The 24,254-nt window shown below is 61.5% G+C and carries 22 protein-coding genes and 1 tRNA gene; 18 read left to right on the forward strand and 5 right to left on the reverse strand.

Annotation, left to right across the window (positions count from 1 at the left end; translation table 11 throughout):
• Nucleotide 1 precedes the first annotated feature (1 nt).
• Nucleotides 2–1,090, reverse strand: a complete 1,089-nt coding sequence (gene apbC, locus LQR33_RS07735) for an iron-sulfur cluster carrier protein ApbC (RefSeq protein ID WP_378076634.1) — start codon at nucleotides 1,088–1,090, stop codon at nucleotides 2–4.
• A gap of 335 nt (nucleotides 1,091–1,425) precedes the next feature.
• Here apbC and LQR33_RS07740 point away from each other — a divergent pair, with 335 nt between their 5' ends.
• From LQR33_RS07740 to LQR33_RS07760, 5 genes are all read left to right on the forward strand, one after another.
• Entirely contained in the window at nucleotides 1,426–2,685 is a 1,260-nt protein-coding gene (locus LQR33_RS07740; protein WP_231468233.1) for an MFS transporter, read from the forward strand.
• A gap of 153 nt (nucleotides 2,686–2,838) precedes the next feature.
• Nucleotides 2,839–4,899, forward strand: a complete 2,061-nt coding sequence (gene metG / locus LQR33_RS07745; protein ID WP_231468235.1) for a methionine--tRNA ligase — start codon at nucleotides 2,839–2,841, stop codon at nucleotides 4,897–4,899.
• A 465-nt stretch (nucleotides 4,900–5,364) separates the two neighbouring features.
• Nucleotides 5,365–5,550: a hypothetical protein gene (locus LQR33_RS07750; protein WP_021476952.1), complete on the forward strand. Its 186-nt coding sequence runs from the start codon at nucleotides 5,365–5,367 to the stop codon at nucleotides 5,548–5,550.
• Between the two features lie 153 nt (nucleotides 5,551–5,703).
• On the forward strand, nucleotides 5,704–6,330 hold the full coding sequence (locus LQR33_RS07755; protein WP_221667689.1) for a VC0807 family protein: 627 nt from the start codon (nucleotides 5,704–5,706) through the stop codon (nucleotides 6,328–6,330).
• 436 nt (nucleotides 6,331–6,766) lie between these two features.
• Nucleotides 6,767–6,843: transfer RNA gene (locus tag LQR33_RS07760), tRNA-Met, on the forward strand.
• A 51-nt stretch (nucleotides 6,844–6,894) separates the two neighbouring features.
• On the opposite strand, the gene LQR33_RS07765 is transcribed toward LQR33_RS07760, so the two are convergent.
• The gene (locus LQR33_RS07765) at nucleotides 6,895–7,374 is read right to left on the reverse strand and encodes a GNAT family N-acetyltransferase (protein ID WP_231468237.1); all 480 of its coding nucleotides are present in this window, start codon (nucleotides 7,372–7,374) and stop codon (nucleotides 6,895–6,897) included.
• A gap of 626 nt (nucleotides 7,375–8,000) precedes the next feature.
• On the opposite strand from LQR33_RS07765, the gene LQR33_RS07770 reads away from it, so the two are divergent.
• The 9 genes from LQR33_RS07770 (at nucleotide 8,001) to pobA (ending at nucleotide 17,678) form a co-directional block, all read left to right on the forward strand.
• Complete coding sequence (locus LQR33_RS07770; protein ID WP_231468239.1) at nucleotides 8,001–9,143, forward strand: cupin domain-containing protein; 1,143 nt, start codon at nucleotides 8,001–8,003, stop codon at nucleotides 9,141–9,143.
• The gene (locus LQR33_RS07775) at nucleotides 9,115–10,332 is read left to right on the forward strand and encodes an aromatic ring-hydroxylating oxygenase subunit alpha (RefSeq protein WP_231468240.1); all 1,218 of its coding nucleotides are present in this window, start codon (nucleotides 9,115–9,117) and stop codon (nucleotides 10,330–10,332) included. Before LQR33_RS07770 ends, LQR33_RS07775 begins: the two co-directional genes overlap by 29 nt.
• 7 nt (nucleotides 10,333–10,339) lie before the next feature.
• The gene (locus LQR33_RS07780) at nucleotides 10,340–10,834 is read left to right on the forward strand and encodes an aromatic-ring-hydroxylating dioxygenase subunit beta (protein ID WP_166438971.1); all 495 of its coding nucleotides are present in this window, start codon (nucleotides 10,340–10,342) and stop codon (nucleotides 10,832–10,834) included.
• A gap of 60 nt (nucleotides 10,835–10,894) precedes the next feature.
• Nucleotides 10,895–12,079, forward strand: a complete 1,185-nt coding sequence (locus tag LQR33_RS07785; protein WP_231468242.1) for a CaiB/BaiF CoA transferase family protein — start codon at nucleotides 10,895–10,897, stop codon at nucleotides 12,077–12,079.
• A 61-nt stretch (nucleotides 12,080–12,140) separates the two neighbouring features.
• Nucleotides 12,141–13,376, forward strand: a complete 1,236-nt coding sequence (locus LQR33_RS07790) for an MFS transporter (protein ID WP_231468244.1) — start codon at nucleotides 12,141–12,143, stop codon at nucleotides 13,374–13,376.
• Nucleotides 13,377–13,385: 9 nt separating this feature from the next.
• Nucleotides 13,386–14,375 carry a TauD/TfdA dioxygenase family protein gene (locus LQR33_RS07795; RefSeq protein WP_205692434.1) on the forward strand — a complete coding sequence of 330 codons (990 nt, stop codon included), beginning with the start codon at nucleotides 13,386–13,388 and terminating at the stop codon, nucleotides 14,373–14,375.
• A 77-nt stretch (nucleotides 14,376–14,452) separates the two neighbouring features.
• Nucleotides 14,453–15,067, forward strand: coding sequence for a 2Fe-2S iron-sulfur cluster-binding protein (locus LQR33_RS07800; protein ID WP_166438968.1), 615 nt, complete (start codon nucleotides 14,453–14,455; stop codon nucleotides 15,065–15,067).
• 24 nt (nucleotides 15,068–15,091) lie between these two features.
• Entirely contained in the window at nucleotides 15,092–16,444 is a 1,353-nt protein-coding gene (locus LQR33_RS07805; RefSeq protein WP_221665589.1) for an MFS transporter, read from the forward strand.
• Nucleotides 16,445–16,451: 7 nt separating this feature from the next.
• Nucleotides 16,452–17,678, forward strand: coding sequence for a 4-hydroxybenzoate 3-monooxygenase (gene pobA, locus LQR33_RS07810; protein WP_231468246.1), 1,227 nt, complete (start codon nucleotides 16,452–16,454; stop codon nucleotides 17,676–17,678).
• Nucleotides 17,679–17,780: 102 nt separating this feature from the next.
• Here the strand turns inward: pobA and yaaA are convergent, their stop codons facing one another.
• Complete coding sequence (gene yaaA / locus LQR33_RS07815) at nucleotides 17,781–18,554, reverse strand: peroxide stress protein YaaA (RefSeq protein WP_221667687.1); 774 nt, start codon at nucleotides 18,552–18,554, stop codon at nucleotides 17,781–17,783.
• 110 nt (nucleotides 18,555–18,664) lie between these two features.
• On the opposite strand from yaaA, the gene dtd reads away from it, so the two are divergent.
• Together dtd and LQR33_RS07825 are read left to right on the forward strand one after the other, a co-directional pair.
• Nucleotides 18,665–19,117 (forward strand): D-aminoacyl-tRNA deacylase, encoded by a 453-nt coding sequence (gene dtd / locus LQR33_RS07820; protein ID WP_231178739.1) that lies wholly within the window; start codon nucleotides 18,665–18,667, stop codon nucleotides 19,115–19,117.
• A 4-nt stretch (nucleotides 19,118–19,121) separates the two neighbouring features.
• Entirely contained in the window at nucleotides 19,122–20,183 is a 1,062-nt protein-coding gene (locus LQR33_RS07825; protein WP_166438964.1) for an FUSC family protein, read from the forward strand.
• Nucleotides 20,184–20,251: 68 nt separating this feature from the next.
• On the opposite strand, the gene LQR33_RS07830 is transcribed toward LQR33_RS07825, so the two are convergent.
• Both LQR33_RS07830 and gloB read right to left on the reverse strand, forming a co-directional pair.
• Entirely contained in the window at nucleotides 20,252–22,084 is a 1,833-nt protein-coding gene (locus LQR33_RS07830) for a lytic transglycosylase (protein WP_221665592.1), read from the reverse strand.
• Nucleotides 22,085–22,253: 169 nt separating this feature from the next.
• Nucleotides 22,254–23,021, reverse strand: coding sequence for a hydroxyacylglutathione hydrolase (gene gloB / locus LQR33_RS07835; protein ID WP_231468248.1), 768 nt, complete (start codon nucleotides 23,019–23,021; stop codon nucleotides 22,254–22,256).
• Nucleotides 23,022–23,034: 13 nt separating this feature from the next.
• On the opposite strand from gloB, the gene LQR33_RS07840 reads away from it, so the two are divergent.
• A complete protein-coding gene (locus LQR33_RS07840) occupies nucleotides 23,035–23,799 on the forward strand; it encodes a class I SAM-dependent methyltransferase (protein WP_221667684.1) in 765 nt (254 codons plus the stop codon).
• Between the two features lie 10 nt (nucleotides 23,800–23,809).
• Nucleotides 23,810–24,253 carry a ribonuclease HI gene (gene rnhA, locus LQR33_RS07845; protein ID WP_046157298.1) on the forward strand — a complete coding sequence of 148 codons (444 nt, stop codon included), beginning with the start codon at nucleotides 23,810–23,812 and terminating at the stop codon, nucleotides 24,251–24,253.
• Nucleotide 24,254: the final 1 nt, after the last annotated feature.

Consider the following 24,254-nt stretch of genomic DNA (forward strand, 5'->3'; position numbering starts at 1 on the left):
CTCAGTTGTTCTGGATCACGATCTTGGGGAACTTGCCGGAGAAGTCCTGAGCCTTTTCTCCCACCTTCACCGCCACGCGGCGGGCGATGGCGCGGTACAGCTCGGCCGGCTTGCCGGACGGATCGGCCGCCACGCTGGGCTTGCCTTCGTCCACCGCCAGGCGAATGGCCAGATCCAGCGGCAGCGAGCCCAGCAGGTCCACGCCGAAGTCCTGCGCCATCTTGGCCGCGCCGCCTTCGCCGAAGATGTGTTCGGTGTGGCCGCAGTTGGAGCAGATGTGGATCGCCATGTTTTCCACCAGGCCCAGGATGGGCACGCCCACCTTCTGGAACATGGTGACGCCCTTGCGCGCGTCCAGCAGGGCGATGTCCTGCGGGGTGGTGACGATCAGCGCGCCGGTGACCGGCACCTTTTGCGACAGCGTCAGCTGCACGTCGCCGGTGCCCGGCGGCATGTCGATCACCAGATAGTCCAGATCGTCCCAGCGGGTGTCGTTCAACAGCTGCTGCAGCGCCTGGCTGACCATCGGGCCGCGCCATACCATCGCCTGATCGGCGTCCACCAGGTAGCCGATAGACATGGTCTGCACGCCGTGATTGGACAGCGGCGTCAGCTTGCCCTCGGCCGATTCCGGACGCTGGCCCTGCAAGCCCATCATCAGCGGTTGCGACGGGCCGTAGATGTCCGCGTCCAGAAGGCCGACGCGCGCGCCTTCGTCCGCCAGCGCCAGCGCCAGGTTGGCGGCGGTGGTGGACTTGCCGACGCCGCCCTTGCCGGAGGCGACGGCGATCACGTTCTTCACGCCGGGCAGCAGCGGCACGCCGCGCTGGGCGGAGTGGCTGGCGATCTGGCTGCTCACCGCCACCTTGACGGCGCGGCCTTCCGCCAATGGGGCCAGAGCCGCCTCGAACTGCTGGCGGACGGCGTTGAACTGGCTCTTGGCCGGGTAGGCCAGCACCACGTCCAGGCTGATCTCGGCGTCGCCACACTTGAGGTTCTTGACGTTTTTGGCCGCTACGTAGCTTTTGCCGGTATTGGCGTCGATCAGCGGCTTCAGGATTTCGAGGATCTGGTTTTCGAGCTGTGCCATGGTTTCGTTCTGGGTGGCCCGGTCGGCTTGGCCGCCGAACAGGCGGGTGAGTTTGGAGAACATGCGAGGTTCCGGATGGATATTTCCGACAATTTTAATCGGATTTTGTCTCGGGCGCATCGCGCTCCGCGATGTCCGCATCTTACTCCTGAGCGCTTTCCTAGGGCAGGGAATTTATTGCGTATCAGCGTTTGGTTTATAAGTTTTTTTTGATAAAAGTCTTTGAAAAGCGTAGTATTACCGGTTCTTTACGCAATGCGCGACGCTTGCGTTCCAAGGCTCGGCCCCGTCAGGCCGCGGGCCCTGCTCTTTGATCGAAAGGCTTTCTCCGCTTTATGCAGTCCAAACACGCCAAGCTTACCTGGGCCAATCTGCTGTTCCCGCTGGCCCTGGTCCTGTTCGAATTCGCCGTCTACATCTGCAACGACATGGTGCAGCCTGCCATGCTGGCCGTGACCCGCGAGTTTCTGGTTGACGCCTCTTGGGCGCCGACGTCGATGACCGCTTTCCTGATCGGCGGCGCGTTGCTGCCGTGGCTGACCGGCCCGCTGTCCGACCGCATCGGCCGCCGCCCGGTGCTGCTGTTCGGCGTCGCTTACTTCACCATCGCCTGCCTGGCCACTTATCTGGTCAGCTCGATCGAAGCCTTCATCGCGCTGCGCCTGCTGCAGGGCGTGGGCCTGTGCTTCATCAACGCGGTCGGCTACGCCTCGCTGCAGGAATCGTTTGAAGAAAGCGCCGCAGTGCGCGTGACCGCGCTGATGGCCAATGTGGCGCTGATCGCGCCGCTGGTCGGCCCGCTGGCCGGCGCGGCGCTGCTGGAGCTGGCGCCGTGGCGCAGCGGCTTCCTGTTCATCGCCGGCCTGTCTTTCCTGGCGTTGATCGGCCTGTACCTGCGGATGCCGGAAACCGTCGAGCCCAGCCATGAGAAGCTGCCGCTGTCCAGCATGGGCCGCGACTACCTGAAGGTGTTCGGCCACAGCCGCTTCGTGCTGGCCGCGCTGTGCATCCCGCTGCTGGCGCTGCCGCTGATGGGCTGGATCGCGATGTCGCCGGTACTGCTGGTGCGCGACCTGCACATGAGCACCGTCGAGTACGGCCTGATGCAGCTGCCGGTGTTCGGCGGCCTGATCGCCGGCAACCTGGCGCTGGCCGTGATCGCCGACCGCTGGCCGCTGGGCCGTTCCGCGCTGGTGGGCATGTGGCCCATCGTCGGCGGCCTGGCCGTGATGGTTGGCGGTGTGCTGTTTTCGTCGGCGCCGCAGTACTGGATGGTGGCCGGCATGAGCCTGATGGCTTTCGGCGAAGGCCTGGCTTTCGGCGTGCTGTACCGCTTCGCGCTGATGTCCTGCGACCTGGCTGGCCGCGGCACCATCTCCGCCAGCATGAGCATGATCTCGATGGCCGGCTACGCGGTGGGCATCGAGCTGTTCCGCCAGGTTTACCAGACCAGCGGGCTCGCCGGTTTCGCGGTGCTGTCCTTGTGTTTCTCGCTGGCCTACGTGCTGCTGGGCCGCAAGATGGTGGGCATCGCAATGGCCGAGCGCGCCGCGCCGGCGGAACGACAGGGCGAATTGGCTGGCCAGAGCGCCTGATCCGTCCGTTTAGACCATGACAAGCCCGGCCGCCGCGCGTTCCGGGCTTGTGTTTTTTATGCGCGGCAATATCGGCGGCGCGGCGCGATGGCCGCCCGTCCGTTCTGTCTCTATAATCGATCGCTTGAGATTGCCGATACGGATTACCCAACCATGACAAAACGCAAGATTCTGGTGACCAGCGCGCTGCCTTACGCCAACGCGGGGTTGCACCTGGGCCACATGCTGGAACAGATCCAGACCGATATCTGGGTGCGCTTCCAGAAGATGCGCGGCCACGAATGTTATTACGTGTGCGCCGACGACACCCACGGCGCGCCCATCATGCTGGCCGCCGAGAAGCGCGGCATCACGCCCGAGCAACTGGTGAATGAAGTGCGCGAGCTGCACGTCGCCGATTCGCAGGGTTTCCTGATCGGCCACGACAACTACTACAGCACCAACAGCCCGGAGAACAAGGCGCTGGCGGAGCAGGTCTACCTGGCGCTGAAGGCCGACGACAAGATCGCCTGCCGCACCATCGAGCAGCTGTTCGATCCGGAAAAGCAGATGTTCCTGCCGGATCGCTTCGTCAAGGGCGAATGCCCGAAGTGCGCGTCCAAGGACCAGTACGGCGACAACTGCGAAGTCTGCGGCGCCACCTACGCGCCGACCGAGCTGAAGAACCCGTACTCGGCGGTGTCCGGCGCCAAACCGGTGCTGAAAACCTCCGAACACTACTTCTTCCGCCTGGGCGAATGCGCGGACTTCCTGAAGGCCTGGACCAGCGGCTCCAGCCGCCGCGCCGACGGCGCCGTGCAGCAGCATCTGCAGCCGGAATCGTTGAACAAGATGAACGAGTGGATTGGCGGCGGCCTGCAGGATTGGGACATCAGCCGCGACGCGCCGTATTTCGGCTTCGAGATTCCTGGCGCGCCGGGCAAGTACTTCTATGTGTGGCTGGATGCGCCGATCGGCTATATGGCCAGCTTTAAGAACCTGTGCGAGCGTCTGAGCCTGAACTTCGACGAATGGTTCGCCAAGGATAGCCAGACCGAGATGTACCACTTCATCGGCAAGGACATCCTGTACTTCCACGCGCTGTTCTGGCCGGCGATGCTGAACTATTCCGGCCTGCGCTCGCCGACCGGCGTGTTCGCCCACGGCTTCCTGACCGTGGACGGGCAGAAGATGTCCAAGTCGCGCGGCACTTTCATCCAGGCCAAGAGCTATCTGGATTGCGGCCTGAATCCGGAGTGGATGCGCTATTACATCGCCGCCAAACTGAACGGTCGCATCGAGGACATCGATCTCAACCTGAACGACTTCGTCGCGCGGGTGAACTCCGACCTGGTCGGCAAGTTCGTCAACATCGCCAGCCGCTCCGCCGGCTTCATCGCCAAGCGCTTCGACGGCATGCTGGCCGCCCAGGTGTCCGACGGCGAGATTCTGGCCAAGCTGCAGGCCGCGGCCGAAGAACTGGCCGCCGCCTACGAGGCGCGCGAATACGCGAAGGCGCTGCGCGACGTGATGGCGCTGGCCGATGTGGTGAACGGCTACGTGGACGCCAACAAGCCGTGGGAACTGGCCAAGCAGGAAGGCCAGGACGCGCGCCTGCAGGACGTTTGCACCGTGCTGGTCAACGCCTTCCGCCTGCTGGCCATCTACCTGAAGCCGGTGCTGCCTAAGCTGGCCGAGGGCGTGGAAGCGTTCCTGGACGTGGCCCCGCTGTCCTGGGGCGACGCGGAAACCTTGCTGCTGGGCAACAAGATCAATGCCTACCAGCACCTGATGCAGCGCATCGACCCGGCGCTGATCGACAAATTGATAGAAGCGAACAAACAGAATATGCAAGCTACCCAAGACGCGCCGGCCGCCGCCGCGCACGAGCCGCTGGCCGAAACCATCAAGATCGACGACTTCGCCAAGGTGGATCTGCGCGTCGGCAAAGTGCTGGAGTGCAACTTCGTCGAAGGCTCGGACAAGCTGCTGCAGTTCAAGGTGGATCTGGGTTTCGAAACCCGCAACATCTTCTCCGGCATCCGCAAGGCATATCAGGAACCGGAAAAGCTGGTGGGCCGCCACGTGATCGTGGTAGCCAACCTGGCCGAGCGCAAGATGCGCTTCGGTGTGTCGCAGGGCATGATCGTCTGCGCGTCCGGCGTGGACGACAGCGAAGGCCTGTTCCTGCTGGACGTGGACGCAGGCGTCAAGCCGGGCATGCGCGTCGGCTGATTTCCACCGTCCGCCATTGACCTAGGTCATGGCGGATAAGTAGTATCACCAGGTATTTTGATGATACTTGGTTATATTGGCCCCGGTTGCCATATTGGTAACTGGGGTCTTGTTTTACCCTTAAGGAAAGTTGCTAGGAGGCAGGGACTGCTTTCTTGTCCGAGCACCGCCACGGTCTTTTGTCATCGCCGTGTGGCGAACACTGACAAAAGTCCAGCTGCGGAGAACCGTCGGCTTGCTATAGCATGGTGGATTGCGCGGATGCTGCTGTTGTGTCGCGCGGATCAGCCCCGTAATGGGCGCTTGCGGATGATGGACTTCGTCACGGGCTTGTCATTCACGCCTGCTAGATTGCAGGCAGGCAGCAGATTGACTGTGTGCTTGGTTGGAACTTTTTCCGACGGATGCTGACAAACAACGAATATCTATTTGTTTTTTATCGAAAAAAAGAATAAGGATTGAATTATGAAAATCTCGCAACTGAAGCCGGGCTACAAAGTTTTCGAACATAAGGAGTGCGGCGATGTGGTTCACTATGAAGTGATCAGCGTGCGCCAAGTCGGCAAGATGTTTGAAGTGACTTTCAAGTCCGCGCTAGGATTGGCCAGCGCGATGTATCCGGCCAACGGATTCATTCAGGCCGCGGCCTGAGTCTTCCCAATTCCGAATCGTCGGCCCGAGCGCCGGCGCGCCAAGCCCCGCCTAGAGCGGGGCTTGGTTTTTTGCGCGGCGACGAAGATGGCTTCGCATTGACAATTGCATGATGGGTCTGCACTGTAACGATTTTATTTTGGAGTCCGCGCCATGCCGCGACGCGCCTTGCTGCTGCTCGAACTGGTCGTCAATTTCCTGCTGCCCTGGCTTTGTTACCATTGGGCCAAGCCGCATTGGGGCGAAATGGGCGGCTTGCTGCTGTCGGCTGCGCCGCCGATAGCCTGGAGCTTGTGGGAGCTGTGGCGGACGCGACGGGTGGATGCCCTCAGCATGATGGTGCTGCTGGGGATCGCGCTGTCGCTGCTGGCGATGTTGCTGGGCGGCGGAGAGAAAATGCTGCTGTTGCGCGAATCCCTGCTGACGGGTTTGTTCGGCGCGGCATTCCTGTTGTCCTTGTTGTTGCCCCGTCCGTTGGTTTTCTATCTGGCGAGGGCGACGATAGAGCGCAAGGAAGATGGCGGCCGGGAGCGCTGCGAGCGGCTGTGGCAGCAGACGGCTTTCCGTGGCGGGATACGGACGATGACTGTGATGTGGGGCGTGGGCTTGGTGGCGGAAATGGCGCTGCGCAGCTGGCTGGCCTGGCATTGGCCGGTAGAGCGTTCGGTGCTGCTGTTGCCTTGGATCAGTTATGGCGTGATGGGTGCGCTGACCGCGGCGACCTTGCTGATGCGCAAGCGAATGGGGGCAGGGCTGCCGCGAGCGACTGCCAGCAGCTGAGCAACTGGTATTTTATTGGCATTTTTTATCTATTTGGTATATGATCAGCCGGCCGGGCAAAAAAAGAGGGCCGCGCGAGGCGGCCCGAAGTTCCGTGATGAACACTTAGGAGAACAGGCATCGCCTGGGCTGTAGGCGCTGGCAGTCGCATGCAGCTTGCAACACCTGTCAAAATGCACAAGAGGCCGGTTGGCTCTCCATCAGGTTGGCAGACCCGGATGGCAAGCTGGTCGTCTTTGCTTTCGCATCAACGCCGACCACGATGTCAATGTAGCGGCTTTTTGTTGACCGCTTATGTTTTTGCCGCCGACATCTGTTAAAGATTATGAAGTCGAAGTACGATGGGTTTTAAAGAAAGTTTCATGTGGCTGTTGACAGTAAATACACTGTTCGGTATAGTTCACTTCTCTGCACGAAACGCAGAAAAGAATTCAGACGCGGGGTGGAGCAGTCTGGTAGCTCGTCGGGCTCATAACCCGAAGGTCGTAGGTTCGAATCCTGCCCCCGCAACCAATAATCAAAAAACCGAGGCTTATGCCTCGGTTTTTTGCATTTCTAGTCAAATCACGCCGCAAAAGCTTTTAGCGTCTCGTCCGTGAGGCGGTAGTAGACCTTTTCTTCGACAATGCCGGCGCCTATGCGGCGATAAAACTCTATCGCGTCGACATTGCCGCGCTCGGCAGTCCAATCCATTCGCTTGCATCCGGTTTTCAGCGCATGGCGGGCCAGGGCTTGCATAAGAGCTTTGCCGATACCGCGGCCGCGGGCTTTCTGGATGGCAAACAAATCCTTCATGAGCAATTGTCCGCCATATTCCGGCGCAGGGTAGAGCAGCGAGAAGCTGGCCAGGCCCATTGCTTGCCCATCTTGCTCGGCTAACATGATGCTCACGCCGCAATGGGTTTGGAACAGGTTGCGCGCCACGTAGCGCGCTGATGCTTCCCGGCTGGAGCGCCTGTGGCCGAAGTAATGCAGGTCGATCCGGTAGAAGAGCTCGGCCAGAGCGGCTGTGTCGGCCGGTGTGGCTAGACGGGTGGTGATCATGCCGTTGTCTTTAAGGAAAAGCGTGATCTTAATGGCGACGGATGGGGACTGCCAGTTTATTTGCGGTCGCGGCGAAATACCAGGTCCACTCGTCGGCAGTTGTGGCATCGAAGGCATGGCCTGCGCTGTTGCAACTATGTGCTTGCTCCGAGTCGATGATGCCGTGTAGGTGCGGACTGATGATCCTGTGTGGCTTTGTAACCTTGTGTTGTCGCCGCCAGAGTATCGATGGCCGCATCTTGTGCCGTGTGATCCGCTGGTTTTAGACAATCATTTTTGTTTGCCAGCATTTGTCCTGTCGTCTTCTGATGAGCCATCGCGGATGGATCATCCGTTCCCTTTTTTGTCCTGATGATTGGAATGGCGGTCCAGTTGCCTATCTTCTTTGGAGGGGCTGTGAGGCTTCATTTGCTGCGACCCCGTTTTGCGCTTGGAGAGGTGTGTTGGTTCGTTCTTTGTTTGCGAAGCCTTGCGTGGTGGGTGGGGAAGGTGCGGAAGAAACTGAAATAAATATTTATTACGCATTAAATATTGAAAATGAATCTTGTATGTGATAATTTCACTGGCATTAATATTGATAATAATTAATATTTTGTCATTAACAGGCTTCGCGCCAAGGAGAGATCATGCTGCAAGAAATGTCTGATGTGACGTTGGTGCGTCGGGACGATATTCCGTCTATGCGCACGGTGGTTGTGGATGGTGTCGAGCACTGGCTGGGCCATGTCAAGGATTTCACCAAGAATGCGCCGCTGACCCAGTTTCTCCCTAAGGACAATCGCATATCCATGGCTTGGGTAAGGCTAGAAGCCGGCGAACGCCTGGATGCGCATATTCATCCGGTTGAGTCGATGATCGTGATGTGCGAGGGCGGAGCCCGCACTTTGGGCGACGTGCGGGAGACGATGAACGCGGGAGACATCCTGCTGGTTCCGCCTGGAAAACTGCATGGTTTCATCGGCATGCCGCCTAGCGGATTCTGGGGGCTGTCGATCCAGTTCGATTCGCGCGGCCTGTACGAGGACATCGCTGATCCCTGGGCGACTTTCACCGACGAGCTGGAACAGCAGAATGGCGCCGGCAGCGTCGTCGAGCAATTGCTGCTCAAGAATGAAGAATACATGGAGCGTTTCGACAAGCATCGTCTGTTCGCGATGGTCCGAAACGGCTTGTTGAGCGACGCCGCGGCGAAGCGGCGCTTCCTGGATTGCTTCCAGGTATGGTCCAACTATTTCCAGAAAATGGTGCTGATGCGCGCGGTTACCGCGCGGCAAAAAGGCTTCGACGATCTAGCGTGGCAGCATTTGTACGAAGAGCTTGGGCACAACCAAAGCCTGGCTAAGAGTCGCGACGACTTGCAGACAGTGTTCGATCCTCTGCTGGAAGCTACCTGTTCATGGTTCGCTTCCAAGATGGAACATATCGGCGAGGCGGAAAAGGTCGTGCTGAGCCATGTGGTCGTCGAGGCCTCCGCCACCTATTTCTACAAGCATGTGCAACCGATTCTGGCGCAGACCGATGTCAAGGATCATTTCGACGTTCATTCCGTCGTTGACGAAGATCATGTCGAGATGGGGTATGCCTTCCTCCGGACGCTGTCCATAGAAGACGGACATTCGCTGTTCGAGATCCAGCATCAGGGTTGGGCGATGCTGATGGCGGTTATGGCGCGCATCGCAGACCTGACCGTGCACCATACCGGCGGCGGCCCCGAGGCGAGCGCAGAAAAGGACCGTAGCGATGCAGTCGCCGATGCAGTGGCCGTCTGAGGGCGCTCGCCGCGTGCCTGCGGCGGTTTATACCGACCAAGAGCTGTATGAGCGCGAGCAGGACCGCATTTTCCGCGGCCGCACCTGGAACTACGTCGGGCTGGCTGCGGAAGTGCCCGCGCCCGGCGATTTCATCCAAAGCTATGTCGGCAGCACGCCGGTGGTGCTGGTGCGGGACAGGGAGGGCGAGCTGCGCGTGTTCGTCAACCGCTGTACGCACCGCAATGCGCAGGTCTGTCATGAACCGCGCGGCCATGCCAAGGTATTTACCTGTCCTTACCATCAATGGTCGTTTGGTCTGGACGGTAGGCTGATTGGAATTCCGTTCCGGCGCGGCATTAACGGCAAGGGCGGCATGTCTTCCTGTTTCAAGGCGGAAGAGCACAATCTGGAGCAATTGCGGGTTGCCGAGCGCCATGGAGTGGTATTCGCCAGCTTCTCCCATGATGTGGAGCCATTGGAAGCGTATCTGGGGCCGACCATCCTGGCTTATTTCGATCGCGTCTGCGATGGCAGGCCGCTGCGCGTGATTGGTTCGATGCGGCATCGGGTGGAGGCGAACTGGAAACTGCAGGTCGAGAATCTGAAGGATCCGTTCCATGCGGCCTTGTTGCATTCCTTCTTCGTTACGTTCGGCATCTGGCGTTCCGATCAGGAAACCGAAGTCAAGGTGGACGAACTGGGTCGCAGCAGTGTGTTGGTGTCGACCGCCAGTTTCAAGCGGGCGACGCAGGAGGCTGTGGAACAGCGCCCCGCCGCCAGTGGCGATTTTCGGCTGGAGGATGCGAGCATCATCGCACATCAGCGCGAATATGAGCATGGCACCGGGGCGATACTCACCATCTGGCCCAATTTGATCATTCTGCAGCAGCTGAATTGCCTGGCGATGCGCCATGTGCGTCCGGACGGACCGGATGCCTGTGTGAAGAGTTGGACTTTCTTCGGATACGAATCGGATACGCCTGAACTGCTGGAGAAGCGCCTGCTGCAGGCCAATATGCTTGGGCCGTCGGGACTGGTGACGATAGACGATAACGAAGTCCTGGCGATTTCGCAGGCCGGTGCCCGCAGCGCGCCAGACTCGGCGGCGGTGCTGGAGGCTGGCGAAGGAACGGGCAGCGCGGATCACATGCTGACCGAATCCGCGATCCGAGCTTTCTACCAGTACTATCAAAAAATCATGGAATGACAAACGGATGAATACTTTGTCCGATCGCTATCTCCTGACTGCGGAGATAGAGCATTTGTACGCCCACTACTGCGAAACGCTGGACGATGGTCGAATCGACCTTTGGCCGGAATTTTTCGTCGAGGACTGTCTGTACCGGCTGACCACCCGCGACAACGAGGAGCGCGGCATGCCGCTGAGCCTGGTGCTGTGCAAAGGCCAGGCCATGATCCGCGACCGCGCGCTGGCCTTGCAGAAAACGGTGATGTTTCGCAGCCGGCGGCAGCGCCGCATGTTGAGCGGCATCCGTCTGTTGGAAGGCGTCGACGCGGATGGCGAGGGCGTGAAAACGCGCGCGTCATTCGTCCTCTACGAAAGCGTCGGGGATGAGCCGACCCGGGCGCTCGCCAGCGGCTGTTCCCATGATGTCGTGGTGAGGCGGGATGGCGCGCTGAAATTCAAGCAGCGCCTGCTGGTGGTCGACGCGTCCGTGATGACGGATTCGCTGGTGTTCCCTGTTTGATCCGATGCCGCCGCCTATCGGGCGGCGGCCGGATGCCGAATTTTGCGAAAAGGATTCCCCATGTCGTATCTGCCGCTGGAAAAAGTGGTGGTATTGGATTTGACGCGCCACCGAGCGGGACCGGTGACCTCCCGCCTGCTGGGCGACTTCGGCGCCATCGTCATCAAGATCGATGCGCCGACTGATCTGGGCGACAGCATGGGTGGCAGCCGGGAGGGGTTTGATTACCAGAACCTGCACCGGAATAAGATGAGCCTGTCGCTCAATCTGAAAACTGATGAGGGACGGGCTGTCTTTTACGATCTGGTGCGCAAGGCGGACGTGGTGCTGGAAAACTTCCGTCCTGAAGTCAAACACAGGCTGGGCGTGGACTACGAGACGATTAGCGAGGTCAATCCCCGCATCGTATACGGCAGCATTTCCGGTTTCGGGCAGACCGGGCCGTACCGGACGCGTCCCGCCGTGGACCAGACAATACAGGGCATGTCGGGCCTGATGTCCGTTACCGGTTTTCCGGGGCAGCCGCCGGTGCGGGCCGGCGCGGCCGTCGCCGACATCAGCGCCGGCATGGTGCTGTCGCAAGGCGTGTTGATGGCGTTGTACCACAGGGAGAAGACGGGCGAGGGGCAGTGGGTGCATACCTCGCTGCTGGAGTCGCTGGTTTCCATGCTCGACTTCCAGGTAGTTCGGTATCTGGACTCCGGCGAGTCGCCGCGGGCCGTAGGCAACGACCATCCTACTCTGATGCCGACCGGCCTGTTTCCCACCGCGGACGGTCACGTCAACATCGCGGCGGCGGAAGAGCTGAAGTTCAAAGCGCTGTGCGAAGCGTTGGAGATTCCCGAACTGGTTTCCGATCCATTGTATGCGGACACGGCTTTGCGTTCCGAGAATCGGACGGCGCTGTGCGACATACTTGCGCGGAGAACCCGCGTTTACAGCAGCGAGGAGTTGCAGCGGAAGCTCGACGCCGCCGGCATCCCATGCGGGCAGCTGTACACGATAGGCCAGATGATGGAGGACGCACAGATGCAGTCGCTGCGGATGGCGGATGAAGGACAGCATCCCCATCTGGGCGCGGTGCCGCTGCTTGGGCAGCCCCTGCATTTGGAGGGTTGCGGAGGACGTCCGCCGGTGCGTTTCACGGCGCCGGATCATGGGGAGCATACCGACCAGATCTTGTCCGAATGGTTGGGAATGGCCCGGTACGATATTCAGGCGTTCCGCGAGCGCGGCATCATTTGACTTTTTGGGCGGCCGATTCGCGCCGCCGCATCCGATAGTTCAATGCGAGAGGAGTCCTCCCGTGTCTAACAACAGTGCTTCGGCCGGATTGCGCACGAGCGCCGCGGGCAATGCCTTCATCGCGCTGGCGCTATTGTGGCTGGCCGGTGCAGGCTTGCGCCTGACCATTCTGGCGCCGCCGCCTGTGATTTCATTCATCCACGACGACCTGGGATTGTCGGAAACGCAGATCGGACTGCTGTCTGGCATTCCCGCGGCGCTGTTCGCCTGCGCGGCGGTACCCGGGTCGTTGCTGATCGCGCGTTTCGGCGCCTTGTCCACCTTGGTCATCGGTCTGCTGGTGACCGCGGCCGGCTCGGCTTTGCGCGGAGCCGCGCCGAGCGCCGCCTGGCTGTATGCAGCGACTGCTGTCACTGGTCTGGGCGTGGCCTTCATGCAGCCAGCGATGCCTTCTCTGGTGCGGGCCTGGTCACCCAAGCGCATCGCTTTCGCCACCGCGGTGTATATCAACGGTTTGTTGATGGGGGAAGTGTTGCCGGTCGCGTTGACCTTGTCACTGGTATTGCCGCTGGTGGGCAGCTGGCGCTGGGACTTCGTCGTCTGGGGCGTCGCGTGCGCGCTTATCGCTGTGCTGATGCTGGCGTTTTCCCCATCGTCGGATGTGCCGGCTTCGTCCGCGCCGCGCAAGTGGTGGCCCGACTGGCGCAATACGTTGGTTTGGAGGCTGGGCATCATGATGGGTTGCGTTAACGCCACCTATTTTTCCACCAATTTCTTTATTCCGCGTTTCCTGCATGCGATTGGACACGCCGGCGTGACCGGGCCGGCGCTGACCGCACTCAATCTCGGCCAGATACCGGCTTCCATCTTGCTGCTAATGTTCGGTCGAGGATTGGAGCGCCGCGCTTGGCCTTATGTGGTAGGCGGTCTGTTGTGCCTGGTTGCTGTGTCCGCCATCGTGTCGGGCAATGACCTAATGGTAGTGGTCGGCGCCGCCGGGGTGGGTTTCGCTTCCGCCATCGTGCTGATCCTGATGCTGGCCTTGCCGCCGCAATTGGCAGAGGCCGACGACGTGCATCGCACCACCTCGGCGATGCTGACGATCGGCTATTCATGCGCGGTGATCGTTCCGGTGTTCAGTGGGCTGGCCTGGGATATGACCGGACACCCTGTCATGGCGTTTGCGCCGATCATTTTGTGCGCCTTGTTGTTGATCGCAATCGCCACGACGACTTGCCGTCGTTTGGAAACCGTGACGGCCTCGCTTGCGAGAGCGGGCCTTTCCTCCCATCAGTAAAAGAAAGCCATGATTATGTTCAATGAAAGCAAGCAGGAATCTAACACTCCTTTCAATGTCCGCAGGCTGAGCCGGTATTTTGTCGGCGAGGTCACCGGGGTGGATCTGAGCCAGCCGTTGGATCCGTCCTGTGTCGCGGCGCTTTCGAATGCTCTGGCCGAGCACGAGGTGCTGGTGTTTCCCGATCAGAACCTGTCCCGCGAGGATTTGATGAGGTTCGGCCGATATTTCGGCGAGTTGACCGTGCACCCCTTCGCGGAGAATGACGAGCAGGTTCCGGAACTGATCGTTTTCGATAATCAAGAAGGCAATCCCCCGGTGCTGACCGACCACTGGCATTCCGATGAAACTTACCGTGAATGCCCGCCTCTGGGCACCATGCTGTATTCCAAGGTCGTCCCGGAAATCGGCGGCGATACTTGCTTCTCCAGCATGACCGCCGCTTACGACCTGCTGTCGGACCGTATGCAGCAATTCCTGTCCGGTCTAGAGGCGGTGCATGATTTCGCGACCTTCAAGTATCTGTTCCCGAATACCGACGAAGGACGGCGCCAGTTGCGCAGCTGCGAAGAACGCTTCCCGCCGATGAACCACCCAGTGGTGCGCGTGCATCCGGTGACCGGCAAGAAAGCCTTGTTCGTCAATCCTCACTACACCCGCTTCATCAAGGACATGGAGGACAGGGAGAGTCGTGCGCTGCTAGACACGCTGTTCCGCGCCACTTCGGTATTGGAGTATCAATACCGCCACCACTGGAAGCCCAATACTGTCGTCTTCTGGGACAACCGCTCGGTACAGCATGCGGCGGTGCATGACTATTATCCGCAGCGCCGCTTCATGGAGCGCGTGACGATCAAGGGCGATCGTCCGTTCAGCACCGAACCCGCGGCCAAGGCCGAGGAACTGCGTAAATTCAAGGTCGCGCAATACGATCATAACGACGAGCGCAGGTCGGTGCGGCAGTTTGAGCGAGACGCCGAGACCGCTCAAGCTTCCTAAAGATGCGGCGTGTCGGCGCAGGCCGGTCCGGCTTGCGTCGATTGTGTCTAGCCAGTTTGTGGATATGTAGAACCGATATGCCGACCATTATTTTTGAATATCCCCAAGGGGAGTGGACAGCGGAAGCGCCCGCCGGCGGCGCGCTTGCCAGCGTGTGCGATGTCGCCGAGTCGCCAGTGCCGTTTCATTGCCGGAGCGGCAACTGCGGGACGTGCCGCGTCGCGATACTGGAGGGAGAGGCTTTGCTGGAGGCCGCGGACGGGAAAGAGCGCGGCGTGTTGGCGACGCTGGGGTTATCCGCGCCTGCCCATCGGCTGGCGTGCCAGGTCAAGGTCGGAGAGGGCGCGGGGCAGATACGCGTGCGACCGCTTTCGCCGCGCATGCCTCGGGCCGGCGGATTAAAAGTGCCGGTACGGCGGGATGCCGAGGCAGGGCGCCTGCTGGTTCGCCTGAGCGATGAGCGCACGGGGGAGATTGCGATCCCGGGCGTATCGGAGCCGGAGGCGGACGCGGTGGTGGTGATCGAATTCCAGCCCCTAGGCGAAAAACGAGCGCGCGAGGTGATCGCGCGCATCGTAGATTGCGAGCCTGACGGCGATCCGGGGCTGTACCTTGTAGAGCTAGAGCTGCTGGAGCAGGACGAACTGCTGATGGAGCTGTTCAGGGAAAATGCGGCTGCAACGCCGTCTTGAGACAAGCAGGCAGGAGGCATCAATATGACTTTGAAAGGCACGGTCGATCTGCAGCACCTTATCGATAGCCGACGTTTTTCTCCTTATCAGTGGCTGGTGTTGGCGCTGTGCTTCTTGATCGTGGTGATGGATGGTTTCGACACCGCGGCCATCGGCTACATCGCGCCGTCGTTGATCGCCGACTGGGGCATCAGCCGGCCGGCGTTGGCGCCGGTCGTGAGCGCGGCGCTGTTCGGGCTGGCAGTGGGAGCTATCTTCGCCGGACCGTTGGCCGACCGTTTTGGGAGGAGGATGGTGCTGATCGTGTCGGTGCTGTTCTTTGGCGGCTGGAATCTGGCTACGGCGATGGCGGATTCCGTCCAGACGCTGACGGCCTATCGCTTCGCTACCGGTCTGGGTTTGGGCGCCGCCATGTCCAACGGACTGACGCTGATTGCGGAATATGCGCCCAGCCAGCGCCGCGCGTTGCTGATGAGCGTGGTGTTTTGCGGTTTTCCGGCTGGAGCGGCTCTCGGAGGATTGTTTGCCTCCTGGCTGATTCCGTCCCACGGCTGGCGAAGCGTATTGCTGGTGGGTGGCTGGGCGCCGCTGGCGTTGTCGGTTTTCTTGCTGTTCTGGTTGCCGGAGTCGGTGCGTTACATGCTGCTGAGCGGCAAACCGATGGAGAAGGTATTCCGGACGGTGGCGCGCGTTATGCAGGATCCGTTGCAAGGGATACAGAAAATCGTCTGCATGGAGGACAAGCCCGTCACCGGCGGTTCCGCCATCGGACAGATTCTGTCCAGCAAGTACCGGCTGGGCTCGTTGATGCTGTGGTTGACATATTTCATGGGCTTGCTGATTTTCTACGTTTTGACTGGTTGGATGCCGCTGTTGATGAAGGACGCGGGTTTTTCCACCAGCAAGGCGGCATTGCTGACGGCGCTCTTCCCGCTTGGCGGCGCCATCGGGACGGTGATCGCTGGTTGGCTGATGGACAAGCTCAATCCGCGGCGCGTGGTGATGACGACTTTTTTGCTGACCGGGATTTTGCTGTTCTCAGTTGGACAAGTCCATGCTCTGGGTTTGCTCAGCCTGTTGATCTTCTTGGCCGGGGGAACGATGAATGCAGGGCAAACCTCGATGGGGTATCTGGCGGCGGATTTCTACCCGACGCAGTGCCGCGCCACCGGCATGTCCTGGATGCTCGGCTTTGGCCGATTCGGCGGCATTTCCGGCGCGCTGCTCGGCGCCGAGTTGATGAGCTTGCAGCTTGGATTCTCCGGCTTTTTCGGCTTGCTCGCGATTCCCGCCTTGATCGCGGTGCTGGCTCTTGCCGTGCTGCAGGGGCTTTACGCGCGCAGGGCGGTGGGCAAGGTGGTGATGTCGGAAGGTTGAGGAAACAATGTTGAGCGATTCGGATAGGACGGTCCGCAGGGAAATGAAGTGCAAACTTGCCATCATAGGCGCGGGGCCGTCCGGCCTGTTGTTGGGCCAATTGCTGCTGCGGGCCGGCATCGATAACGTCATTATCGAGAAAAAGAGCGCGGACTATGTTCAGGGGCGCATCCGAGCTGGCGTGTTGGAGCAAGGCACGGTGGATTTGTTGCGCGAGGCGGGTGCCGGGCGCCGAATCGATGATGAGGGAATCGTCCATCGCGGATTGGAATTGGTGTTCGGCAGATGCCGCGACCGCATTGATCTCCAGGGGCTGACCGGCGACGGAGCGGTGACGATTTACGGCCAGACCGAGATGACGCGTGACCTGATGGAGGCGCGCGAGGCGAGCGGCGGCCTCAGTTTCTACGAGGCCGAGGACGTGCGCTTGCACGATGTGGATGGCGAGCGTCCGTATGTGACGTTCATGCACGATTCGCAGCCATACCGGCTGTCATGCGATTACATTGCCGGCTGCGACGGCTATCATGGCATCTCTCGCCATTGCATTCCACAGGACGTCTTGGTCGAGTACGAGCGGGTGTATCCATTCAGCTGGCTGGGATTGCTGTCGGATACGCCGCCGGTTCACCACGAGCTGGTGTATGTCAATCACGAGCGCGGTTTCGCCTTGTGCAGCCAGCGCTCCGCGTCGCGCAGCCGCTATTATCTGCAAGTGCCGCCGACGGACAGGCTGGAAGAATGGCCGGATTCAAGATTCTGGGCGGAGTTGAAACGCCGGTTGCCGGACAAACTGTCGCAGCGTCTGGTCACCGGGCCCGCGCTGGAAAAAAGCATTACCCCGCTGCGCAGCTACGTGGCGGAGCCCATGCAATACGGCAAGCTGTTCCTGGTTGGCGATGCCGCCCACATCGTTCCGCCTACCGGCGCCAAAGGGTTGAATCTCGCCGCCAGCGACGTCGGCACGCTATACCGCATCCTGAAAAAGGCTTATCAGGAAAACCGCTTCGATGTGGTCGGCCGCTATTCCGAGATTGCTTTGCGCCGGGTGTGGAAGGCGACTCGTTTTTCGTGGTTCATGACTTCGTTGATGCATACTTTTCCTTCTCGCGAAGAGATGGCTTTCGAGCGCAGGATGCAGCAGGCCGAATATGATTACTACGTCAATTCGAGCGCTGGCCAGAAAACGATTGCCGAGAATTATGTCGGCTTGCCACATGACCTAGTGGACTAGGCAAGCTTTGCATCCGCTGCGCAAAAGCGGTGCGCTCGGGGCGAAGGTCGCGCTCTGTCCAATGCGGCCAGGCATGCATCTTGATGAAGCCGCCCCGTTTGTCTATTCGCGGTCGCGGCGGAATACCCAGCTCAGTTCGCTCGAAGCCGCAGGGTCGAAGGCGTAGCCCTCGCTGTCGAAGCCTCGCAGTTGCTCCGGATCGACAACGCCGCGCTCGGCGGCCCAGCGCGCCATCAGGCCGCGCGCGCGCTTGGCGTAGAAGCTGATGATCTTGTACTGGCCATTCTTTTTGTCCTGGAACACCGGCGTGACGATGGTCGCATTGAGCGCCCGGGGCTTCACCGATTTGAAATACTCATCCGACGCCAGGTTCACCAGCGTGCGCTGGCCTAGCGCTTCCAATTGCGCGTTGAGCCTGGCGGTAACCGTTTCTCCCCAGAACTCGTACAGATTCTTACCGCGTCCGTTGGTCAGGCGGGTGCCCATTTCCAGCCGGTAGGCCTGCATCAGGTCGAGCGGGCGCAGCACGCCGTACAGGCCGGACAGGATGCGCAGATGGTTCTGCAGGTAGTCGACGGCGGGTTGAGCCAGGGTGGCGGCGTCTAGGCCTTCGTAGACATCGCCCATGAAGGCGTAGATTGCCTGCTTGGCGTTGTCGGGAGTGAAAGGACGCTGCCAGTCGGCGTAGCGGCCGACGTTGAGATTGGCCAAGGCGTCGCTGATGCTCATCAGTTTGGCGACGTCCAGCGGGCTTTTTTGGCGCAGGACGCCGATCAGCTCGGCGCTGTGGTCCAGCAGGTCGGGCTGGCTGTATTGGTCGACGGCGGGCGGGTTTTGGTAATCCAGCGTCTTGGCCGGCGAGATGACCATCAACATGCGGCGTTTCCTTTTCTTGAGTTGGCGCTATTGTACCGAAGCGCGGCGGCTCGCGTCCGCCGCGAAGGAGTGGGTAGAATGAAACGAGAGTCACGACGAGGAATGTTCGAATGCGGGTGCTGGTGCAAAGGGTAAGTCAGGCGGCGGTGAGGGTGGAGGGGCGAACGGTGGGCGAGATAGGCGCCGGAGCCTTGCTGTTGGTTGGCGTGGAGGAGGCGGATGGATCGGACGACATCGTCTGGCTGACGCGCAAGATCAGCCAGCTGCGCATCTTCAACGATGAGGCCGGGGTGATGAACCGCAGCCTGCTCGATTGCGGCGGCGACGCGCTGGCGGTCAGCCAATTCACACTCCATGCCAGCGTGAAGAAGGGAAATCGGCCCTCGTACTCGCGCGCGGCGCGCGGCGAGATCTCGCAACCGCTGTTCGACCGCTTCGTCGCCGAGCTGGCCGTCGCGCTGGGTAAGCCGGTGCCAACCGGCCTATTCGGCTCGGACATGCAGGTCAGCCTGATCAACGACGGCCCGGTCACGATCTGGCTGGACAGCCGGAATCCGGAGTAGGGCCATGGGCGGGAGATGGCAGCATCCGTGGCGGGTTCTGGTGGTGCCTTACTACCTGAACCGCTACGCGCGACAGGCCCATGTGTTGCGGGTGGCGTTGGCTTTTCTCGCCGGCCTGGCGCTGGTGCTGGCCACCGGCATCCCTCATGGCGGCTGGATGCTGGTGACGATCCTGATCGTGCTGGGCGGGGTGCCGCACTGGGGCGGCGTCAGGCGCAAGGCGCTGGAGCGGATGGGGGGCTCGCTGCTCGGGGCGATGGCGGGGTTGGCCGCCATCCTGTTGCACGGCGTATCGCCGTATCTCTGTTATGCCTGGATGTTGGTGGTGGTGGCGCTCAGTTGCTGGCACGCGCAGGGCAAAGGAGGCTATCTGGCATTGCTGACCGGCATCACGCTGGTGATCGTCGGCGGGCTGGGCGATGAGCCGATCAACGAGGCGCTGTGGCGCAGCTGCAATGTGCTGATCGGTTCGCTGATCGGCATGGCCGCCGCCGCCACGCTGCCGCTGCGGGCGCTGGACAGCTGGCGCTTCCTGCTGGCGGACAATCTGCGCGAGGCCGCGCTGCTGTACAACCGCATCGCGCGCCGGCTGCCGGTGGAGGGCGACGCGGCGCTGGACCAGTTCAACAGCCGGCTGATCCGTTTGCGCGGCCTGCTGTCCGCAGTGACGCAGGAGTCGGCGCTGTCGCACCGCCAACTGGATCAGGTCCAGCGTTGCCAACGCAGCATCTGGACCTTGCTGGACAGGATGGGCGAAGTGTCGGCATCGACTCCGGCCTTGGCGGAAGAGCGTTCGCCGCGGCGGGCCATCGTCCGCACCTTGCTGCGGGCGGCGCACGCCTTGCGCTTCAACCAGCCGCAGCTGCTGGCCGACTCCTTGCCCGCGGCCGACAATCCCGCGCGGATGCGCGAGCCCACGCATTGCCATTGGCTGGTGGCCGAGTTGTCGTTGACGGTCGAGGAGCTGCGCGGACAATTGCAGGATATCCTGCCGCAATTGATTGCCGCGCCGCCGCCGGCGCGGAGCCTGGTGAGGAGGATGCGCGGCGCGCCCAGAAAGTCCTGATGATTTAATGAAAATCGGCCCGGTATTTCCGGGCCGATTTCATGCGGGCATTGCCGTTTTCCGATTGATTACAGGCCGACGATCTTGACCTTCTGGCCCGGTTGCAGATGGTTGGGGTGCCGGCTGCCGTTGATGCGCTGAATGTCGTTGTGGGTGACGCCGAAACGGCGGGCGATGCTGAACAGCGTGTCGCCGCGCTGAACCACGTATTCCTTGCTGCGGTGGGCATGGCTTGCGTTGGCGGCCTGGCGGCGCTCGGCTACCTTGACCAAGGCTGGATCCGCGCCGTCGTCGTCGCTGTTGGCGACGAGATTATCGGTTGCGCTGTCGGCTTTCAGTTTCAGTTTTTGGCCAACCTGGACCAGATTGCCGTCCAGTTGATTCAGCGTTTTCAGGTCGTTGATGTCGAGGTTGCTGCGGCGGGCGATGCTGTACAGCGTGTCGCCGCTGGCGACGGTGTAGCTGCCGAGATCGCGGGTGGCCAACGAGCGGGCGGCGGCGCTGTCTTCGACGGTATTGGCCGAACTGGCCAGCAGCACGGCTTGGCGCGCGGCGAGGCCGGTGTCTGTTGCTGGCTGCGGCGTGATTTGCGGCTGGACGGAGGCGACGGCGACGGCTGTCGGCGCCGCGGCCTGCGGCGTTGCTGCCAGCACGACCTGCGTCACCGCAGGCTGGGCCGTAGCAGGGGCCGGTTCGGCTTGCGCGATCAGCGTCGCGCCGGCACTGATCGGCGCATCGCCGATCGGGGTATCCACCGATTCGAACGACTGGCCGTCGTTCAGCGGCTTGTTCATCGCCACCAGCACCGGCTGGCCGGCTTTCAGCGTGCCGCCGCTGATGCGGTTGGCCGCGATCAGCTGGCCGCTGCTCATGCCGTGGTCGCCGGCGACGGCGTTGATGTTCTCGTCGCTCTTGGGAACGTAAACTTCCCAGGTCAGAAGCGGCTTGCTCCACTTGTCCAGATTGGCCTGGAACTTGTCGACCTTGGCGGCCGGCAACAACATTTGGCGGCCGGCCTTGTAGGCGAACACCGGCAGGTTGAAGGCCGGGTTCAGCTCCTTGAATTCCGCCACCGAGATGCCGGCCAGCTTGGCGGCGATGTCGATGTTCATGTGCTTGCCGGTGGAGACGGCGACGAAGTAGGGCTTGTTGGGGAACTTGTCCAGGTGGACGCCGTACTTTTCCGGGCTGAGCAGAATGTTGCGCACCGCCAGCAGCTTGGGCACGTAGTTGCGGGTCTCGTTCGGCAGGCGGATGTTTTCGTAGGTGGGCTCGATGCCGCTGGCCTGGGCCTTGGCGATCGCGCGGGCCAGATTGCCTTCGCCCCAGTTGTACGCGGCCAGCGCCAGGTTCCAGTCGCCGAACTGGGCGTACAGGTTCTGCAGGTAGTCGAGCGCGGCGCGGGTGGCGTCGGTCACATCGCGGCGGCCGTCATACCACCAGGTCTGCTCCAGCCCATAATGGCGGCCGGTGGCTGGCATGAACTGCCACAAGCCGGCGGCGCCGACGCGGGAATTGGCGGTGGGCACGAAGGCGCTTTCCACCATCGGCAGCAGCGCGATCTCGGTCGGCATGCCGCGGCGCTCCACCTCGTTCATGATGTGGAACAGGTATTTGCGGCTGCGGTCCAGCGTGCGTTTGAAGTATTCGGGGCGGCTGGCGTAGAAACGCTCCTGGCGGCGGACGGTGTCGGCGTTGACCTCATCCAGCTGAAAGCCTTCGCGCACGCGCTTCCATACGTCGTCGCCGTTGCGCAGCAGGCTGGAGTTCAGCAGCATCATGTCGAGGCCGGCGGCCATCGCCTCGTCCACGCCGGAAGACGGCGCGGGGCCGGCCAAGGCCAGCGATGCGAATGGCAATGCGAGCGACACGGCGAGTGCCAATGGAGTGAAGCGTTTCATTCAGACGAGCCCGTATTTCTGATTCCGGCTGATGCTAAACATGCGTCAGGGGGGTGTCAATTGAAAAAGGCAAATCATTTCATGCGCTTTCATTGCTTATAGCCCATTTCGCGAGCAAGTGAAGGGCTCCGCGGATGGACTGCGAAAAGTTACGTATCCGGCATGCCTGTCAGCGAAAATCGTTCTTCCATTCCCGCAGCATGGCGAAGCAGGTTTCCTCGCTGTCGCCCGGATGTCCGCCGCGCTGCCGCAGCGCTTCGCGCAGCGCCGGTTCGCCGCTGCGGAGGAAGGGGTTGCTGGCGGTTTCCAGCGCGATGGTGCTGGGCAAGGTGGGCAGTCCGCGTTCGCGCAGCGCGCTGTCGCGGCTGCGGCGCATCGCGAGTATCGGATTATGCTGATCGGCAGCCAGCGCGAAGCGCAGATTGGACAGCGTGTATTCGTGGGCGGGGTAAACCTTGGTTTGCGGCGGCAATCGGGCCAGTTTTTTCAGTGAAGCCAGCATCTGTTGCGGCGTGCCTTCGAATACCCTGCCGCAGCCTGCGGCGAACAGGGTGTCCCCGCAAAACAGCGCGTCGTCCAGCAGGTATGCCAGGTGATCCAGGGTGTGGCCGGGCACTTCCAGCACCTTGGCCTGTCCCATGTCCAGCTCGATGGCGTCGCCTTCCATCACCGGATGGCTGACGCCGGGAATGCCGGCTGGGCCGTAGACAGGAATGCCCGGACAGGCGCGCAGCAGCTCCGGCAGACCACCGCAGTGGTCGGCGTGGTGATGGGTGATCAGCACGGCTTCCAGCCGCAGCGCTTCCTGTTCCAGATAGCGCAGCAGCGGCGCGGCTTCGCCGGGGTCCACGGCGACGGCGCGAGCGCCCTCGCGCAAAACCCAGATATAATTGTCAGTGAATGCCCCTACCGGGGCGATGCTAAACGTGGCTGCCATAAGGCTTTCCCCCATGAAAAATTCGTTTGGCGCCTGGCTGACCGGCACCGAGCTCGGACGTTACCTGCTGCAGCGCGAGCAGGAGTATTTCGAGCGGGCGGTGGCCGACGCCTTCGGCTACCACGCGGTGCAGGTCGGGTTGCCGGAAATGGACTGCTTGAGCGGCAACCGCATTCCTTGGCAGTGCCGGGTGGCCGATTACGGCGACGTCGACGTGCGCTGCGATCCCGCCTTCCTGCCGTTCGAAACCCGCAGCTTGGACCTGCTGGTGATGCCCCATGTGCTGGATTTTACCACCCAGCCGCACCAGGTACTGCGCGAAGCGGACCGCGTGCTGATGCCGGAGGGTCGGCTGATTCTGACCGGCTTCAACCCGCTGTCGCTATGGGGTGTGCGCAGGCTGATCCAGGGCAGGGAATCGGTGCCTTGGAACGGCAATTTTTTCACCCAGCTCCGGATCAAGGACTGGCTGGCGCTGCTGGACCTGGAGCTGGAGGAAAGCGCCTTCATGGTGTACGCGCCGCCGTTTTCGCGCCAGGACTGGCTGGGACGCTGCGGCTTCATGGAAGACGCGGGCGAGCGCTGGTGGCCGCTGGCGGCCGGGGTATATGGAATCGAGGCGGTCAAGCGCCAGCGCGGCATGCGGCTGATCACGCCCAACTGGAAGCAGCAGGCCAAGAAGAAGGGCGCGCTGGGCGTGGTGGCGGGCAACGAGCGCCAGCACACGCACAAGCGGCCGGAAACAACCGAGCGGGACGGCGTATCGTCCTGCCAATGAACGAGACAGCATGACGACAGAAGACAGAGTCGAGATTTACACCGACGGCGCCTGCAAGGGTAATCCCGGCCCCGGCGGCTGGGGCGCGTTGATGCGTTACAAGGGCAAGGAAAAGGAATTGTTCGGCGGCGAGCGCGGCACCACCAACAATAGAATGGAAATCATGGCCGTGATCCGGGCCCTGGCAGCGTTGAACCGGCCGTGCAAGGTAGTGGTCTACACCGACTCCCAGTATGTGCAGAAGGGCATTTCCGAATGGATACACGGCTGGAAGGCGCGCGGCTGGAAAACCGCGGCCAAGGAGCCGGTGAAGAACGCCGACCTGTGGCAGGAGCTGGACGCCGAGCGCAACCGCCATCTGGATGTGGAATGGCGCTGGGTGAAGGGCCACTCCGGCCATGAGTTCAACGAGAGAGCCGATCAACTCGCCAACAAGGGCGTGGAGTCGGTCTGAC

This window comes from Chromobacterium piscinae, assembly GCF_021129175.1.
Classification (GTDB): Bacteria; Pseudomonadota; Gammaproteobacteria; order Burkholderiales; family Chromobacteriaceae; genus Chromobacterium; species Chromobacterium piscinae.